The sequence below is a fragment of the Cellvibrio sp. OA-2007 genome (assembly GCF_000953825.1).
GTDB lineage: Bacteria > Pseudomonadota > Gammaproteobacteria > Pseudomonadales > Cellvibrionaceae > Cellvibrio.
Map to the genome: position 1 here is coordinate 126,232 of NZ_BBUL01000090.1, position 18,295 is coordinate 144,526.

Annotated in this window: 16 protein-coding genes; 9 read left to right on the forward strand and 7 right to left on the reverse strand. The window is 50.6% G+C overall.

Going from position 1 to position 18,295, the window contains the following annotated elements; genetic code table 11:
• Positions 1–32 precede the first annotated feature (32 nt).
• Entirely contained in the window at positions 33–890 is an 858-nt protein-coding gene (locus AWU77_RS11315; RefSeq protein WP_062063403.1) for a YciI family protein, read from the forward strand.
• Between the two features lie 81 nt (positions 891–971).
• On the opposite strand, the gene AWU77_RS11320 is transcribed toward AWU77_RS11315, so the two are convergent.
• The 5 genes from AWU77_RS11320 to AWU77_RS11340 form a co-directional block, all read right to left on the reverse strand.
• Positions 972–1,256, reverse strand: a complete 285-nt coding sequence (locus AWU77_RS11320) for a hypothetical protein (RefSeq protein ID WP_062063405.1) — start codon at positions 1,254–1,256, stop codon at positions 972–974.
• A gap of 16 nt (positions 1,257–1,272) precedes the next feature.
• Positions 1,273–4,344: an ATP-binding protein gene (locus tag AWU77_RS11325; protein WP_062063407.1), complete on the reverse strand. Its 3,072-nt coding sequence runs from the start codon at positions 4,342–4,344 to the stop codon at positions 1,273–1,275.
• Positions 4,323–5,597 carry an EAL domain-containing protein gene (locus AWU77_RS11330; RefSeq protein WP_062063409.1) on the reverse strand — a complete coding sequence of 425 codons (1,275 nt, stop codon included), beginning with the start codon at positions 5,595–5,597 and terminating at the stop codon, positions 4,323–4,325. The genes AWU77_RS11325 and AWU77_RS11330 overlap by 22 nt, the downstream gene beginning before the upstream one ends.
• Before the next feature lie 64 nt (positions 5,598–5,661).
• Positions 5,662–6,504 (reverse strand): protein-glutamate O-methyltransferase CheR, encoded by an 843-nt coding sequence (locus AWU77_RS11335; RefSeq protein ID WP_062063411.1) that lies wholly within the window; start codon positions 6,502–6,504, stop codon positions 5,662–5,664.
• A 226-nt stretch (positions 6,505–6,730) separates the two neighbouring features.
• Entirely contained in the window at positions 6,731–7,354 is a 624-nt protein-coding gene (locus AWU77_RS11340) for a response regulator transcription factor (protein ID WP_062063414.1), read from the reverse strand.
• Between the two features lie 158 nt (positions 7,355–7,512).
• Between AWU77_RS11340 and tcdA the strand changes: the two genes are divergently transcribed.
• Positions 7,513–8,325 carry a tRNA cyclic N6-threonylcarbamoyladenosine(37) synthase TcdA gene (tcdA, locus tag AWU77_RS11345; protein WP_062063416.1) on the forward strand — a complete coding sequence of 271 codons (813 nt, stop codon included), beginning with the start codon at positions 7,513–7,515 and terminating at the stop codon, positions 8,323–8,325.
• Positions 8,326–8,329: 4 nt separating this feature from the next.
• Here tcdA and AWU77_RS11350 read toward each other — a convergent pair whose 3' ends face one another.
• Positions 8,330–8,737, reverse strand: a complete 408-nt coding sequence (locus tag AWU77_RS11350; RefSeq protein ID WP_152625341.1) for a SufE family protein — start codon at positions 8,735–8,737, stop codon at positions 8,330–8,332.
• A gap of 210 nt (positions 8,738–8,947) precedes the next feature.
• On the opposite strand from AWU77_RS11350, the gene AWU77_RS11355 reads away from it, so the two are divergent.
• The gene (locus AWU77_RS11355) at positions 8,948–10,078 is read left to right on the forward strand and encodes a glycoside hydrolase family 18 protein (protein ID WP_238582393.1); all 1,131 of its coding nucleotides are present in this window, start codon (positions 8,948–8,950) and stop codon (positions 10,076–10,078) included.
• Positions 10,079–10,234: 156 nt separating this feature from the next.
• On the forward strand, positions 10,235–11,566 hold the full coding sequence (locus AWU77_RS11360; protein WP_062063418.1) for a GGDEF domain-containing protein: 1,332 nt from the start codon (positions 10,235–10,237) through the stop codon (positions 11,564–11,566).
• Here the strand turns inward: AWU77_RS11360 and AWU77_RS11365 are convergent.
• Positions 11,549–12,376, reverse strand: coding sequence for a TatD family hydrolase (locus tag AWU77_RS11365; RefSeq protein ID WP_062063420.1), 828 nt, complete (start codon positions 12,374–12,376; stop codon positions 11,549–11,551). The genes AWU77_RS11360 and AWU77_RS11365 overlap by 18 nt on opposite strands.
• 119 nt (positions 12,377–12,495) lie before the next feature.
• Here AWU77_RS11365 and AWU77_RS11370 point away from each other — a divergent pair, with 119 nt between their 5' ends.
• From AWU77_RS11370 to AWU77_RS11390, 5 genes are all read left to right on the forward strand, one after another.
• Positions 12,496–13,473, forward strand: coding sequence for a GGDEF domain-containing protein (locus AWU77_RS11370; protein ID WP_062063595.1), 978 nt, complete (start codon positions 12,496–12,498; stop codon positions 13,471–13,473).
• A 106-nt stretch (positions 13,474–13,579) separates the two neighbouring features.
• Complete coding sequence (locus AWU77_RS11375) at positions 13,580–14,494, forward strand: MoxR family ATPase (protein ID WP_062063422.1); 915 nt, start codon at positions 13,580–13,582, stop codon at positions 14,492–14,494.
• 3 nt (positions 14,495–14,497) lie between these two features.
• The gene (locus AWU77_RS11380) at positions 14,498–15,499 is read left to right on the forward strand and encodes a DUF58 domain-containing protein (RefSeq protein ID WP_062063424.1); all 1,002 of its coding nucleotides are present in this window, start codon (positions 14,498–14,500) and stop codon (positions 15,497–15,499) included.
• A complete protein-coding gene (locus AWU77_RS11385) occupies positions 15,489–17,486 on the forward strand; it encodes a DUF3488 and transglutaminase-like domain-containing protein (RefSeq protein WP_062063426.1) in 1,998 nt (665 codons plus the stop codon). Before AWU77_RS11380 ends, AWU77_RS11385 begins: the two co-directional genes overlap by 11 nt.
• Before the next feature lie 77 nt (positions 17,487–17,563).
• Positions 17,564–18,295: a thermostable hemolysin gene (locus tag AWU77_RS11390; RefSeq protein WP_062063428.1), complete on the forward strand. Its 732-nt coding sequence runs from the start codon at positions 17,564–17,566 to the stop codon at positions 18,293–18,295.

The window sequence follows — 18,295 nt, forward strand, 5'->3', positions numbered from 1 at the left end:
TCCTTAACGCTAGCCTATAAAGGAAATCCAATATGAAAGTGATGGTCATGGTAAAAGCATCCCCGGGTTCAGAAGCGGGGAAAATGCCGACGGAAGCATTAATGACAGCGATGATGAATTTTAATGCGGAGCTGGTGAAAGCCGGCATTATGGAGTCCGGCGACGGACTAAAACCCAGCAGCCAAGGTGTGCGCGTGCGCTTCAGTGGCGATAAACGCCTAGTGACCACTGGCCCATTTACCGAGACCAATGAATTAATCGCCGGCTACTGGATTTGGAATGTAAAGTCGATGGAAGAAGCGGTCGAATGGGTGAAGAAGTGCCCCAATCCTATGGACGACGAAGATTCCGATATCGAAATCCGCAGTTTTTATGAGATGGACGATTTTGCCGCTGCAGACCCGGATGGCCAAGCTCGCGAAAAAGAAAACGCGTTACGCCAGGCGATTGCAATGCAAAAAGTAGAGGTGAATAACTATTTATTTTTCTCAGGCCGCTGCGACGAAGCGCTGGCGTTTTATCAACAACATTTGAGTGCCGAGATTAAGTTTTTAATTCGCTTTAATGAATCGCCCGAGCCAATGCCGGAAGGTATATTACAGCCAGGCTTTGAAAACAAAGTGATGCACGCAGAAATTAGCCTTGGCAACGTGCGGATGATGGTGTCGGATGGCTGTAATGACGCAGACAAATTCAGCGGTTTCCGCATCGCATTAAATGTACCCAGCGCAGATGAAGCCCAGCGCATTTTTACCGCACTGGCGAGCAATGGCGGCAAGGTCGATATGCCGTTAAGCAAAACCTTTTGGTCGCCGCTTTACGGCCAGGTAACAGATCAATTTGGAGTGGGCTGGATGGTGATGTTACCGGGTGATGAACCGGCACAATGAGTTAAGCCTAGCAAAATGGCAGTCGCATGATGCGCATAAACGGTATCGCGTGACTGTCATTTTTTGTGCAAATTACTGGGTTTAGTTTCCCTTCTTCAAGTGGGTGAGCCGCCACCAAGTGAGCAGTGCCGCCGCCGCAGGAACAGTAAAGACCAACAAAAAAACAGGCAATTCTTCAATAAAGGTGTAACCCGCACGGTTGATACCGAACCACATATTGACTGCAGTAATCACCAGCCAGAGTGGGATAAAAAACAGCTCTGCTTTGGCCATAGGTTTTACCCCGGCACCCGCAAAGACTCGCGCGAGCAACTGGCAAAAAAACAGCAAAACAAAACCGCCAACCAAAACCATGAGTGTGTGCATAGCAACTCCTACTTTCTTAGTTATGTTGTAGATTTAACCCCAGTGTAACCAATTCCACCATGGCAACCAATTCCTTGCTTAGTTTATCAACCGATGCCTGATGCCATCCACCTGCATGTAATTCTTGCTCCAGGTTAAATGCACAAATTTCCAACTGATTCATGCCCAAGCTACCGGCAAGGGATTTTAACGAGTGCACCTGATTGAGCGCCTCCGCTACATTGTTTGCTAACAATAGCGGTAACTGCGCTGGAAATTCGGCGCGCTCCCGCGCAAAACGCTCCAGTAAGCGGCGGTACAGTGCTTCATTGCTCATTAAATTATGCAGTGCACGCGCTGTATCAATTCCACCATTGTGCAAAAACTCGAAGCTATTGGCCTTGGGTACCAGATCATCGGCCACACGACACACATTCCCCCACTGTTCCAAGATACGATGCAGCTGCCTGGGATCAATAGGTTTGGACAAATAATCATCCATACCTGCGGCCAAATAGGTTTCTTTGTCGCCCGGCAAGGCATTGGCGGTCACTGCAACAATCGGCAGGCGCTTCCCTTCGGGCAAGGCGCGAATGCGCGCCGTGGCTTCAACACCATCCATACAAGGCAGCTGAATATCCATTAATACCAAATCAAATGCCTGCTGTTGGATGATGGCAATCGCTTCCGCGCCGGAGCCGACACAAGTAGCAGTTGCATCCATAGACTCCAGCAGCGATAAAATAATTTCCTGATTCAGCAGATTATCTTCCACCACCAAAATGCGGCAATCGCTTAACGCTAATTTTTTAGGCTTGGGATCAATCTGCAATAGATCCGGCGCAGAGGTGTGATGATATTTTTCCAACTTCACCCGCAAGCGAAAACAACTGCCCTGCCCCGCGGTACTTTTGACATCGATGCGCGCCTGCATCAAATCGGCAAGGTTTTTACAAATCGACAAACCCAAGCCGGTGCCTTCAAAGCGGCGCGCACTGGAGGCATCTACTTGTTGGAATGGCTGAAATAAATTTTTCATTTTTTCAGTGTCGATACCAATGCCGGTATCTTCTACTTCAAATAACAATTCGACTCGCTCCTGCCAATCGCGCACTTTGGTGACACGAATACTGATGCTGCCCTGATCGGTAAATTTCACCGCGTTGGCGCAAAAGTTAATCAGGATTTGCCCCAACCTGAGCGCATCACCCAACAGCAACTTGGGGATTTTAGGGTCGATATCCACATTCACTTGCAAGCCTTTTTCCGAGGCTTTATCCCACACCAAATCCACCGCTTTATCGACCAACTGATCGATGGAAAACTCACTGTGATCCAGCGTAAGCTTGCCTGCTTCCATGCGTGAAAAATTTAAAATATCGTTAATGATTTGTAATAGATGTTCACCTGAATCGCGCATTTTTTCCAAATAGGTGCGCTGTTTAAGTTCAGACTTGTTGGCCAGAGCGATATGCGCGAGGCCGATAATGGCATTGAGTGGTGTGCGAATTTCATGGCTCATATTGGCGAGAAATTCGGCCTTGCTTTGAGACGCGGCAAGCGCCGCATCTTTAGCAGACATAAGTTCATGGGTGCGCTCAGTGACCATCTGTTCCAGATTTTGATTGACCTCTTCCAGCCGCTGGTTGGCCACAACCCGCTCGGTGACATCCACCCAAATTCCCGCAAACGCCTGTGGCTCTTGTCCCTGGGTATAGGTCACCGGGAAACGTGCAATGCGAAAATAACAGGGAGTGCCGTCGGGCATGCGCAGCTCGGTAATGTAATCTTTCCGGTATGACTCGGCACCCACACGCTCTTCCGCTTGTAGCAGCGGTTTAAGCCACACCGGCAAGGGCAATTCATATAGCGATCGCCCCAACAACTCATGCTCAGCCATTTGTACAATTTCGCAAAAAGCAGGATTAACCACGGTTAAGACATGATCGAGCGAGGTCATATGAATGGGCGCGGGCAAATTATCCAGCAGCGAGTGAAAGCGACCTTCACGCATCAGCGCATTGCGACGGTTAATAATTGCAGTCATGGTCAGCAACACAATTAACAGAATCGCCGCCGCACTCAATCCGACAATAATATTGCGCGAGGCTATGTAGGGCTCCATCGCTTCATCTACATCCTGTTCGATGATCACCCCCAACGCCATCTCATCAATCCAGCGGCCCGCCCCCACAACGGCAACCCCGCGATAATCCGGATAGCCCACTTTGATCGATTCGCTTTGGTGATGAATTAAAAAGTCCACCATTTCGGTGAAGGATCCCGCTTGCCCACGGGTACGCGGGCGCCGTACTTCTGTGCCTATCCGGGTCATTTGCGGCTGCAACGCACCCGCTGCGCGCTTGGAATCTGCCAGTGGAAAACGTGCGGGAGTTATAAATCGGCCTCGATTATCAATGGCATAAATTTCCCCTGAGCGCCCGGTACGAGCGTTAAAAAAGATGGGGAAAAAACTCGACTGGGTATTAAAACGCAAACAAAAATACCCTGGCTCCGCCCCGTCTGATTCAAGTAATACACACATGTTTTGCATGAGGGTGCCCGCCGGTTGCAGGCCGCGCGGGCCATCCAATGGGTAGATTGCCATTACCGGGCGGGAGATAGCCGGGCGATTAGCTAAAGCCTTATCCAATACCTCACGGGTTTCCGCCAACCGCACCGGCTGTTTTATGTAATTTTGGGTACTGGCCGCTACCAGCGTACGCTGGTGATCAATCACCGAAAAACCATCAAAGCCCATCGCCATCAACGCCGGATACAACCATTCGCGCAGTGCGGTATGTGTAGCCAGATTATCACCCTGCTCCTGCAGCACTTGCCGCAATAAAATTTTGCCCTGTGCCGAATTGGCCAGCATTTGAATCGCTGCAAGATTTTGCTGCTGCCAGAACTGGATAAATTCACTAAATGAATTGAGCGAGGTTTGCAGATGCTCCCGTGCAATCTGCTCCTGACTGGCGTGGATATGGCGCAATGCGAGGCTGGTGAAAAAAAACAGCAGCACTATAGCGAGTGCTGCTGACAACAGGGTGGGATTAACCAGCGAGAGAAAGTGAACGTATTTGTTTACCCGAGACTTTTTTGACATATGGTTTGTTTAGGTTGCAACTCTTGTTCGATCCAGCCCATCAGCTCGCGCCCAGGCATGGGCCGCGCCAGCAGGAAGCCCTGCGCCTGTTTACAGCCCAGGCTTTTAAGCAAGTGTAGCTCGGCTTCGGTCTCTACACCTTCTGCAACCGTAGTAATGCCTAATCGCTGACCCATTTCGATGGCAGATTTCAAGATATTGCGAATATATTGCCGCCCAGGTGCGCCCTGAATAAATGAGCGGTCGATTTTTAGCTCTGAAAAGGGAAAACGCGACAGCTGTTGCATGGATGAAAAACCGGTGCCGTAATCGTCGATGGAAATGCCAAAGCCTTTTAACCGCAAACGGCTGATAGTGGCGAGCGCGGATGGCAAATCCATCACCAAGGCACTCTCGGTGATTTCAAACGTCAGAAAATTCGCGGGAATTCCCTGGCGAATCACGCGCTGGATAATCTCGTTAGCGAGGTTAAATTCCGCCAGGGATTTGGCCGAGAGGTTAATGGCCACTGGAACATACTGCCCCTGCTCCCACCAGCCATTCATATCCTGCAATACTTGCTCAAGCACCGACAGGGTTAAGTCGCCAATTAGACCATGCTCTTCTGCCAGAGGAATAAATACGCTCGGTGGAATCCAATCGCCCTGCTGATTTTTCCATCGCGCGAGCGCTTCAACACCGGCGATTTTCATCGATTCAAGATCAATTTTAGGCTGGTAATAAACTTGAATAGTGGCGCGATCCAAAGCGATTTTTAATTGCTCGGCATCCGTATCTATCGGACGATTAAAGTGAGTGAGCGGACCGCCGCCGGTATTGTAGCTATTCAGTGCATCCGCCAAATCTACCGGGTTAACTGGCTTGCGAAATGCGCCCAGTAAACTAATGCCCAGCGCCTCGGCCATAGTCGCCACCGCGCTAATTAAGACTTCGTCGGAACTGCTGGCCAATACCACAGCGGGTTTATGCTGCAATTGTGCAAGTTGTTGCAATACCTCAATGCCATCCATCACCGGCATTTCCAAATCCAACAACATCACGGCAGGCATTTGCGTTAATTGCGCGAGCTGCTCTATGGCCAATTTACCATTGGCCGCTTCGTACACCTGATTGATCCCGAAGGTGCGCAAGCAGAGGTGTGCGCTGTACCTGTGCATACTACTATCATCTACAACCATCACCCCCTGCTGCTGAATATCGCTGTGCAAATTGAGTAGCGGTGTTTCATTGATCGAAGTATTAAGTGAAATCATATATCGCTCACAGGCTCCGGAAGACTGATAAAACTACAGGTTAAGCGCGTGCGCCGACTCACCCTTAACTCGCGATACGCCGAAATTCTGGCACTACCGCTGCTGGCTTGCGGTAAATTGATGGGCTCACAGTTTTTATTCCAAAATTCAACCCCTGCAAACTCTCACAGTGACCCAAAATCAACCAGCCACCTGGGCGCAGTGAACGCAACATATTTGTGATCACTTTTTGTTTGGTCTCGTTATCAAAATAAATCAGCACATTGCGCAAAAAAATCACATCAAATTGTTCATTGGTAGTGCGCGGATGCAAAAGATTGTGCTGTTCAAAGGTAATGCGTGAGCGCAGCGACGGCACTACCGCCAACATGCCTTCATATTCACCAATCCCGCGGCGACAGTAATTTTTTAAATAATCAGCGGGAATGTGATTGATGCGCTCTGCGCGATACACGCCGGTACGCGCATGATCCAATACTTTGCCAGAAATATCGGTGGCCAAAATATCCCAATCGCATTTACCCAAGGTATCAGCCAACACCATTGCAATGCTGTGCGGTTCTTCACCGGTAGAGGAAGCAGCGCACCACACACGCATTTTGTGATGCCCCTGCTGCGGAATAATTACATCGCGCAGAAAATCAAAATGCGCGGGTTCGCGAAAAAAATAGGTTTCGTTCGTGGTGAGCAAATCGAGCATAGTGCTGCGCTCTTGTGCACCCGCAGGGCTGCAAACATAAGCAAAATAGGTTTCGTAATCTTTGTGCCCCAACAACTCCAACCGGCGCCACAACCGGCCTGTGACCATCGCCGTTTTTTCCTCACCAATAACAATGCCAGCAGTGCGATACACGTAATCGCGGATTTTATGGAAGGCAAATTGGCTAATGTTGGAATGTGTACTCATAATCCTGGCCGCTACTGGGTTCGTCATGGTGGGCACTCGGTGCCGTTATGGTGAAAATATCCTTGATGACACAGTCTGGTGATTTGCCTTGGCAAAGCACCGTCATTGGTTCCCAGTGTGCGGGTTTGGCAAAAAAGTGGTGAGAGTAAAAATACTCAGGCGGGGTGAGGGAGAATACCTAAGGGGATGGAATACAAACCATTAGACTAGCCGATGATAGCCAAGGCTAACGCCTGGCTGCTGGCAGCATAAAATCACGCATTAGCTCCATGGCAGAATTGACGCGCAGCTTTTCCATAATGCGCGCGCGGTGGTTCTCTACCGTGCGCACGCTCAGGTTAAGTTTGCTGGCGATATCTTTACTGGGCAAGCCATCGAGCACCGCTTGCAGCACTTCTTGCTCTTTGGGTGTTAACAGCGCAATACGCGCCTCGCGGGTGGCTAGCTGCAAACGCTGCTGATGCAGCTGGCGGCTCAGTGCAAGCGCGGCCTGTAACTTTTCCAAAAACTGATGGCCATTAATAGGCTTCTCAACAAAATCGAATGCGCCCTGTTTCATCGCCTCTACCGCAGCGCTGACTTCAGCATATCCAGTCACAATAATCAGCGGCGGCGGCACTGGATAGCGTTGCTGCAACACCTTATGCAACTGCAGGCCACTCACTCCGGGCATGCGCATATCGGTAATCACACATTCGCAGGGGCGCGGGGAATATGACTCAAGGAAAGCTTCAGCACTGGTAAAACACACAGGCTCCACCCCTATGGGCTCCACGATACCGCTCATTAACTCAAGGGTAATGCTGTCATCATCGATAAGATATGCGGTTGCTATAGCCATTCTATTCATTGAGCACTCGTCATTAAACACGCTTAATTGATTCCTTGATGCCATTTGAGTGTAGCAGAGCGCGCCAAATTTACCTTTTTGCGGCCTTGCACTCAGGCCGTATCTCCGCTAAAAAGCGCCCTCCTTGCCTCATACCATTTTTTTACGACATTTAGCTTATGACCAGATCAATAACCCCCGACTACTTACAGCGCTTTAGCGGCCTCGCCCGGCTCTATGGGCAGGATGCGCTCGCGGCACTGACCAATGCCCACTTTGTGGTGATAGGTTTGGGTGGTGTGGGGACTTGGGTGGCTGAGGCGCTGGCTCGTTCCGGTGTCGGTGAACTGACGCTAATCGAGATGGATGAGGTGTGTGTAACCAATACCAATCGCCAGTCCCATGCGCTGAAATCCAATATTGGTCGCTCAAAAAATCAGGTGATCAGCGAGCGCTTGCGCGATATCAACCCCGAGTTGATTATTCATTCTATCGACGATTTTATCGACGAACACAATATGAAAACGCTGGTGGGAAAACAGCATCACGTGGTGATCGATGCGATTGATGCCGCGCATTTGAAAGCGCGGTTAGTCGCCTATTGTTTGGCGATCAAAGTGCGTTTGATTACCGTGGGCTCATCGGGCGGTAAACGCAACCCGCAAGCGGTAACGGTAGATGATTTAGGCCGTTCAATCAGCGACCCCATGCTCGCCAAGGTTCGCACCCAGTTATATCGCCACCACAATTTTGCGCGCGATAAAAACCGCAAATTCCGCGTCGATGCCGTTTATTCAACCGAGCAGATGGTTTACCCACAACCTGACGGCTCCGTGTGTATGGATAAACAAACACTGACCGATGGAGTGAAATTAGATTGTGCCGGAGGTTTTGGTTCAAGTGTGATGGTGACCGGCACCTTTGGCTTTATTGCCGCAACAAAAGCGATTGAGCGCTATTTGAATAAACAAAAAAACGCAGCTGAACAATAACAGCCTAATCAGTAGCCAGCGCTAAAGCTCGCTCCATAATCCGTTTAAAACCATTATTGCGCGACGGTGTAAGGTGTTTATCAAAACCCAACTCAGCCAGTGTGGAGGGTAAATCCAGCAGCGCAATCTGCGCCGACGATTTGCCATTGAGCTGCACCAACAACAGCGCCGTCAACCCATTCATCACACTGCTTTCAGAATCAAACGCAAAATAGTGTTGCTCGCCCTCTTGCTCATGCACCAACCACACCGGCAGTTCGCAACCTTTAATCAGATTTTCAGGCACCCGTATTGCCGGTTTTGGCTGGATTAATTTGCCCCACTGAATAATCAGTCGATACTGCTGCTGCCAATTGTTTGCAGCCATTAATTCAGCAAGGATTACACCACCAAGATCATCGCGACTTATCACACCGACATACCCGAATACAGAAAGAGATTGCAATTATAGGGGCAAGTGTAAACTTTAAAAATCTTTACCCGCATACAACCACTTATCTGGTAAACCTGAGGTTAGAATAGAATCACACACAATAATTGCTGCACGACAGCAAAACGCGCTTACCACGCCTCCCAGCTCTCGCGAATGATAAATAATGAATTTGTCCACCGAGGGATGTTTATGAAACTGTTTATCTCCATCTTTAGCACAGTTATTTTTGCTATTCTGCTCAGCGCGTGCAGTGCACCGCAAACCGCACAATCGTCTATTGAAGAAAATAGATCATCCAGCAAAATTATTGCCTACTATATGGGCGATGGCTCGGATTTACAGCGCTATAACTTCAACCAAATGACGCATATCATTTATAGTTTTTTGCATTTGAATGGCAATGAATTATCGTTTGATGGCGACCAAGACAAGCAAGCGCTACAGCGTTTAGTCGCGTTAAAACAACAATACCCTCATTTAAAAGTTATGCTGTCGCTCGGTGGCTGGGGCGGTTGTGAGACTTGCTCTGACATTTTTAATACTGCGGAAAATCGCCAGGCTTTTGCCAAATCTACACTTGCGATTATCAAAGAGTACCAAGCGGATGGTATAGATCTGGATTGGGAATACCCCACCATTGCCGGTTTTCCCGGCCATAAATTCGCACCGCACGACCGAGCCAACTTCACCGCGCTGATTCAGGAATTGCGCACAACATTTGGCAATCAATACGAATTAAGTTTTGCTGCAGGCGGTTTCGATACGTTTTTAGAAACGGCAGTTGACTGGGATGCGATCATGCCGCTGCTGGATAATGTCAACCTGATGACCTACGACATAGTCAATGGCGCAACGCCGCACACCGGCCACCACACCGCACTCTATTCCACTGCAGAACAAAAAGATTCCACCGATAACGCTGTGCAATTTTTATTGCGCAAAGGTGTAGCGCCAGAAAAAATTATTATCGGCACCGCGTTTTATGCACGGGTATGGGAGCAGGTTGCTGCGACTAATCATGGTTTGTATCAACCCGGTGTACATATCGAGGGCGCTGGTTTCAAAGAATTTTCCACCCGCTTTAATCCCGCAGATGGTTATATCTACCACTGGGATGACGTAGCAAAAGCACCCAGCGCTTACAATCCAAAAACTAACGTATTTGCCACCTTTGATGACCAGCGCTCGCTCGGTGAAAAAGCTCGCTATGTGCAAATGCACAAGCTGGGCGGCATGATGTTTTGGCAGCTACCGCACGATACCGACAGCGATGGACTAGTCGATAGCATTTATAAAAACCTGAGCAATAAAGTCAAATAGACAAAATGAAACTCTGTTTTACTGCAAGTTTTCTTCTGGGTTTGCAGTAAAACCCCTTTAAAAGTTATAAGCACAACAAGAGTTCCACAAGTTTCTGTTAGCCAAACAAAAACTGTGCTTTACTTACGGTGACTTAACAAATCAACCGCACCTATCATGACTATCCAGCACGATATTTTAAAAGCAAGGCTGCTTGGATTACTCATTATTATTACCTTTGTAGCCCTCGCTTTTCAGGCGTATGGGCCGCAAAAAGTATTGTCATTAGAACCTGGAACTGACTATCACGTAGAAGTCATTGATGACCGGGGCAATGGTGGAAAATCCGTTGCCACATTAACTCAAGATGCCGAAAAATTTATCCTTAATTGCGACATGATTCAATCCGACTACCCTTGGCCTTACTGTGAAATCAGCTTTATTCTGATTGATGACAAGGGCAACGGAAAGGATATGAGCAATTATCACCAAGCCACGCTCTGGGCCAAATACAGCACACCACAACACTTTGGCATACGCTTTCAGCTAATTAATTTTAACCCGGCCTACTCAACAGCAGATGATCCAAACACCCTCAAATATAACGCAATTGAATTATTTGATACTCACGAGCGCTTTCCGCAAATCATCCAAATGCACCATATGCAAGTACCCACCTGGTGGCTGAGCCAAGGGAAAATTGCGCCCGATTACTGGGGGCCAGAATTTAATAATGTGCGCGGGGTACAAATATCTACCGGTGAAGGAGCCAAGCCGGGGAAATACCAAATGATTATTGATCGGGTAGAAATCAGCGGTAAATATATTAATGACCGTACATTGTATTTTGGCCTCTTATGTATTTGGACTTTATTGGCGGCCGCATTTTTAATAGATACATTGCTTAAAACCAAAAAAGAGCTCAACACCAATTTGCAGCGTCAAAAACAATTGGAAGCCCTTAACGCCCTACTCAACAAAGAGCATCGCCAATTGGAAGATCGTTTGACCCGCGACCCGCTGACAGGCGTATTAAATCGCGATGGTTTGGCACCGATTTTTAAACAAAATTGGAGTACAGATTCAACACCTTTGCTGTCGCTTATTTTTATTGATATCGATCACTTTAAAAAAATTAACGATACCTACGGCCACAATGTTGGCGATCAAGTGTTACTGGCGTTTGCGCAAACCCTTAGTGAAAACACGCGCTCACAGGATTTACTGGCGCGCTGGGGTGGTGAAGAGTTTGTTTTGGCTTGCCCTGATACGACGCTGGAAAAAGCATCGGGTTTGGCGGAAAAGTTACGCCGCTGCATCGAGGAAAATGAGTGGCCTAAAGCATTGCAAGTTACCGCCAGTTTTGGCGTTGCGCAAATGTTACAACAAGAATCACCTACAGATTTTATCGCGCGCGCCGACAAAGCGCTCTATGTGGCAAAAGCCCAAGGGCGCAATTGTGTGCGCGTCTCTAATCAACCCCCTGCCGTTTTAACTGCGGTGAAATAAACCCATCGCATTGCAGCTAGTAGCTACCGCAATCTCATCAATACTAGTACCACGCAGATCTGCCAATACCTGCGCCACCTGTGGAATATATTCAGGACTATTGCGCCGCCCTTGTTTTCCCTGCAACGGCATATCTGGCGCATCGGTTTCCAACAGTAAATATTCCAGGGGGATTTTTGTTACCGCTGCACGGGTTTTTTGCGCGCGTTCATAGGTAATTGTGCCCCCCACACCAAGATAGAACCCCAACCCAACATACTGCTGCGCAATGTCATAACTGCCGCTAAACCCATGAATCACCCCGCCCGCTTGCGGTTTATTTTTTTTGAGCAAAGCGATCATTTCATTGTGCGCGTGAACACAGTGAACAATCAGCGGTTTATCGCATTGATTTGCCATATCAATATGGATATTGAGTAGTTGCTCTTGCAAGGCCATAGGTGTGGCGATGCGTTTATCCAACCCGCACTCACCAATCGCTACACAATGTGTTTTGCCTTCGCGATAGGATTGCAGCAACGCCTCATGCATGAGGGTAATAATTTTTTCCTGCATCGGCATATCGAGTAAACCTGCCGCATTTCTTGCAAACCACAGCTGTTGCTCAATCCAATGTGGATGTATGCCCACCGCATAATACAATCCCTCATATTGGCCACATAGTTGCGCTGCAGTATGCCATTGCTCAGGCGCCACGCCGGGCATTACCAAATGAGTCACCCCCAAATCCCGGCAAGCATGCCAGAGCGACGCTCGATCTGCGTTAAACTCCGCAAAATCAAAATGGCAGTGACTGTCGAAAAAGCGCATGGCGTTTCCTTGAATTAGTATTGCGCAAAACCGCCAATTAACGGCTATGCTGTGAACTATAAAAAGCGGTGCCGGTTGAGTACTGTAAAAAAATTGAAACGGGAGAATTCGCCGGCATTATGCTGACCGACTTAAAAAACAAGTTCCAGCGTGGAATGGTATATCTATTTGCTATTCTCGCCAGCCTGCTGATCGCGCCTTTTTGTGTGATCCGCTACCTTAATGGCGAGGTAGCCAATGCGATAGTGGACTTGGCTATAGTAATCGCTGCACTAAGCAGTGCTATTTATACCTACAGACGCGGCCAAGCGACACAGCTAATCTCCAATATCACCGCCCTGCTTTACTCCTCAGGTGCGGTTGCAGTGGCCCACCTGAATGAACCTATCTTCGTGTTTTGGCTTTTTCCGGCACTAATCGCCAACTTTTTTTTACTGAGCGCCAAGGCAGCTTTAATTGCCAACCTATTGACCATAGCCGCCATTCTGCCAATTGCATTGCATCTGAAAACCATGACCGAGGCCTTTGCCATGATCGCCTCTTTGTTAATGTGCGGCAGCATGGCCTATGTGTTCGCCTTACTTACTCACAAACAGCAGTTACTACTGCAGGGTTACGCCACACAAGATGCGCTCACCGGGCTGGGTAACCGCCGCGCAATGGATGAAGAGATGCGCTTGAGCATGGCGGACTTTGCCCGTAAACAAACCCCTGTCACCTTGATACTGCTGGATCTCGATTTCTTCAAAATGGTGAATGATAAATTTGGCCACAATACGGGCGATGTGGTTCTGGTAGAGCTAGCTAATTTGCTCAGTAAACGTATACGCAAAACTGATCGGGTCTTTCGCTTTGGGGGCGAGGAGTTTGTGGTGATTGCACGCAATACCGCGATGGCCGACGCACTAATCATTGCCGAACAGTTGCGCGTACAGATTGAAGTCGAACTAAGCGATCCAGACGGTGCACTAACCGCCTCCTTTGGCTGCGCCGAACTACTTCCCGATGAAACATTGGAGGAATGGTTTATCCGCGCGGATAAAGCGGTTTACCAAGCCAAACAGCAAGGGCGCAATTGTGTAGTGGCGGCCGATTAACACGCCACCGCAAGCGAACTGGCGCTGACTTTGCGATTCTTAATCCCCGCTCAATATTCCTCTGCGTTATGCTCCCAGCTGAACTTATCGATTATCAGGGTTATCCATGCAGTCACTGATTAACACCATCATTGAACAAGTCGATCAAATTGTTTTAGGTAAAGATCAGCAAGTGCGTCTGTCGCTTGCCTGCCTGTTCGCCGAAGGCCATCTGCTTATTGAGGATCTGCCCGGCATGGGCAAAACCACCCTCGCCCACTGCCTCGCCAAGGTGCTCGGTTTGAAATTTGAGCGGGTGCAGTTCACCAGCGATTTACTGCCCGCCGATATTCTCGGTGTAGCGATTTTTGAACGCGAACAGGGGGTGTTTAAATTCCACCCCGGCCCGGTATTTACCCAAGTGTTATTGGCCGATGAAATCAACCGCAGCTCGCCCAAAACCCAAAGCGCCCTATTAGAGGCGATGGAAGAAGGGCAAGTGACGATTGAAGGTAAAAGCCGCCCACTGCCCAAGCCGTTTTTTGTGATCGCCACGCAAAACCCTTTATCCCAAAGCGGGACGTTTCCGCTGCCGGAATCGCAACTCGACCGCTTTTTAATGCGCATCTCCCTCGGCTACCCCAGCCCTGCATCCGAACGCATGCTGTTTGAAGGTGTCGATCCGCGCGCGCGCATTCGCCAGCTCACACCCATGGTTACCCATGAACAGCTGGCCAGCATTCAAGCCGCCGTACACAAGGTTAAAGCCAGCGATGCATTGCTCGATTATGTACAGCGCCTGATCGCCTTTACCCGCAGCGATAGCCAGTTTGCCTATGGCTTATCGCCCCGTGGCGCCCTGGCATTGTTGCGCGCGGCCAAAGCCTGGGCATTGATCCACAACCGCGAGTATCTGGTGCCGGAAGATGTGCAAACCGTACTGCCCGCCGTAGTCGGCCACCGGGTGCGTGGCCGCGGGCACAATCAGGATTGGGAGCCGCTGGTAAAACACCTGCGCGACAGTGTAAACGTCTTGGGCTAAGCCATGAGCAGCTATCTCGCGGGCTGGCGTGCAAACTGGGAGCGACGTTTTTATCGTTGGATCGACCAGCGATCGCCACGCGCACGCCAAGTGCAACTCACCCGCAAAAATCTCTATACCTTCCCCAACTTCACCGGCCTGTTGTATTTGGGGGTCACCCTGGTGATTTGGCTACTGGGCACCAACTACCAGAACAACCTGATTCTGGGGTTGAGCTATTTGTTGGTCAGCATTTTTGTGGTCAGTATTCTCCACGCCTTTGCCAATCTCGCCGGTATCACGGTCCGCTTTGTGGGCGCGCGCCCGGCGTTTGCCGGTGATCCAGCCAGTTTCATTCTGGAACTCAACTGCACCCACAAATCCGGTTGCGACAATCTGGAACTGCGCTGGCCGGGCGGTGAAACCCAAGTCATCACCCTCAATCAGGCTGAGCCGCAGCAGGTCATAGTGCGGGCGCAAAGTGAGCAGCGCGGCTATTTACGGCCGGGGCGATTGCTGGTGCAGAGCCGTTTTCCCCTCGGCATTATCCGCTGCTGGACCTGGCTCAATCTGGAGGCAACCGCACTTATCTACCCAGCCCCCATCAGTTGCGATGAACCCCAAGCCCAAGCCAGCGATGGCCACGAAGAGGGCGGCACCAGTCAGCGCGGCGGCGATGACTTTAGCGGCCTGCGCGACTATCAAGCGGGCGACCCGATCAAACACATCGCCTGGAAACAATTCGCGCAGGACAAAGGTCTGTTTACCAAAGAGTACGAAGCCTACTTTTCAGCAGAAAAATGGCTCGACTGGAACGGCCTCAACCAAACACAAGAGCTGCGTTTGTCTGGCCTGTGTTACTGGGCGCTGGAATACGAGCGGCGGCAAATTCCCTACGGCTTGCGCCTGCCCGGGCTGGAGCTCGCACCAGCATTAGGTGAACACCACCAGCAAGCGGTATTGGCGGCACTGGCCGAATTTAATCTGCCGCGCGATCAGCGCCGGGAGCAGAGCCATGTTCGCTAAACGGTTCAAAACCCATCCCCTGCGCAAACCGCAGACCGAATACCTCGCGCGGGACAAACTCGCCTGGCTGTTGGTCATGCAAGCCCTGCTAATTTTGCCCCTGCTGTTCAGCCTGCCCTTCTGGCTCTGGCTGGTGTGGGCGATCACTGCCCTGTGGCGCACACAGATGTTTCGCGGCCGCTGGGGGGCGCCCGGCAGCTTGGTTAAAACCCTGTTAGCACTGATTTGCGCGGGCGGCTTGTTCGCCAGCTATGCGGGCAAAACCGGCACCGAAGCCATGGTGGGTTTGCTGGTCTGCGCCTTCTCGCTCAAGCTGCTGGAAGTCAACTCCGCGCGTGACGCCCAATTGCTGGTGTTTATCGGCTTTATCATCACCGCCACCCAATTTCTGTTTAACCAAAGCCCGCAAGCTGCTGCTTACGCGATTCTTTGCGTGGTACTGTTGCTCGCCAGTTGGCGCTCGCTCTACCTCACCCATACACAAACTACCGGTCTGCGCCTTAAACGCGGGGCAATGATCCTGTTACACGCACTGCCGATCATGCTGGTGCTATTTGTGGTGATTCCACGCCTTGGACCCCTGTGGGCGATCCCCACCCAACAAACAGCCAAAACCGGTTTTAGCGATAGCCTCTCCCCCGGCGATTTAGGCAATCTCGCGCTCAACCGCGCACCGGCATTTCGGGTGGAGTTTAGTGACCAACCACCCGCCCCGAGCCAGCTTTACTGGCGCGGCCTGGTATTGGATAGCTTTGATGGCCGCACCTGGCGTATGCGCGATAGTTGGGGGGTACAACCGCGCAACTCAGATGAAACCAGCATCAAACGCGAAAAAACCAATTACAGCGTGATCGTTGAACCTCACGGCCAACCCTGGCTCTTCAGTTTGATGACCCCGCAGCGCGTGAACAACCCCAGCAACTCCATCCTCATCACCGCTGACTCTCTATTGATGAACCAGATTCCCGTCGCCCAGCGGATGCGCTATGAAGTGACCTCGGCACTGCAAATCGACTGGCCAGAGCCACCGCAACTCCACAAAATGCAGCGCGACTTTTACACCCGCCTGCCGCGCGACAGCAATCCGCAAACTCGCGCACTGGCCGACAGTTGGCGCAGCCAAAATCTGGGTGATGAGCAAATAGTTGCTCGAGCCTTAGCGCTGTTTAATCGCGAATTTACCTACACCTTGCAACCGCCACTGCTGGGCGAACACTCGGTCGATGAGTTTTTACTGGTCAGCAAACGTGGCTTCTGCGAGCACTTTGCCAGCAGCTTTAGCTTTTTGCTGCGTGCGGCAGGCATACCGGCGCGGGTAGTCGTTGGCTATCAGGGTGGGCGCTGGAATCCGGTAGAAAACTACCTGCTGGTCAGTCAATCCGATGCCCATGCCTGGACTGAAGTGTGGATTGAGGGCAAAGGCTGGCAGATGATCGACCCCACCGCCGCCGTTGCGCCCAACCGTATCGAACAAGGCATGAATGAAGCATTAGGAGAAAGTGATCAGGAGTTAATTGCCAATGCCTGGCAATCATCGCAGCTGCTATACCAACTGCAGCTGCGCTGGGACGCAGCCAACTACACCTGGCAGCGCTGGGTATTGAATTACGACACCGACGCGCAAGAGGGTTTGTTATCGCGCCTGCTCGGTGGCAGCGAACCCTGGCGCCTCACCCTCTGGCTGATTGGTTTGGGGTTAGCCGGCGCGGCACTATTTGCGTGGGCATTACTGCACAACAACCAAAGCACCGAGCTGCGCCCGGAAACTCGCGCCGTTAAAAAACTGGAACACAAACTCACCCAGTTGGGTTACCAACGCAAACCCGGCGAAACACTGCGCGATTTTATCCAGCGCGTGCTCTACAGCGAACCGCAATTCAAAACCGGGTTGACCAACATCGCCCAGTTGTTCGAACAGGTTGCATATCAAAATCGCACGGAACAGTTGGTGTTTTTGGAGCAGGCGATAAAACAATTTCCGCGTTGATTTTATTTACCTTAATTTCCTCTTAAGTTTCATTTTCTAGTCTGCATGCTAAGAAATCCCATTCTGAGGATGCAGCAATGAAACACCTGTCCACGGCCCTGCCCGACACCTCTGCTAATAGCTGGCATATGCCGCGCTTACCGCAGATTCGAATTCCCCGTTTTGGCTTGCAAACAACCGGCTCGCAAGAGCGCGCGGCGGTTGAGGCTTATATCCAACAACGCTTCGCAGCAGTGCATAAAGCGCAGGTCAATCATTTCCTGCCCAACATTATCAGCCTGCGCTGCGGCGGCGAATATTCTGCAGCGGTGGGTTTGGCGCCGGCCAGTAATGCCCAGGTATTTGCCGAGCAATATCTGTATGCACCGGTTGAGCAGGTCATAAGCGAAAAACTAAACCTGCAGGTAGCGCGCGACCAAATTGTCGAGATTGGTAATCTGGTATCCACTTGGAAAGGCAGCAGCTTGTTATTGTTTATCGTGATTGGCGAAGTAATGGAGCGCCTGGGTTATCACTACGTGATGTTTACCGGCACCCGCGAAGTAAAAGCCCTGCTCGCTCGCTTGCGCTATTCACCCATAGTACTGGCCGATGCCGACCCAGCGAGATTAGCCGACGGCGGCGCAAGTTGGGGCAGTTATTACCAGAACAAACCACAAGTCATGTTTGGCGATAACCGCCCCGCTATGGCTGCGGCACGCAAGAATCCCATGTATCGCGCAACCGTGGCAGCGATCAACCGCCCGATTGAAAAAATCTGCACCCAACTGCGTGCGAGCAATCAGCCTACCACCCTGCCGCAGGAATAA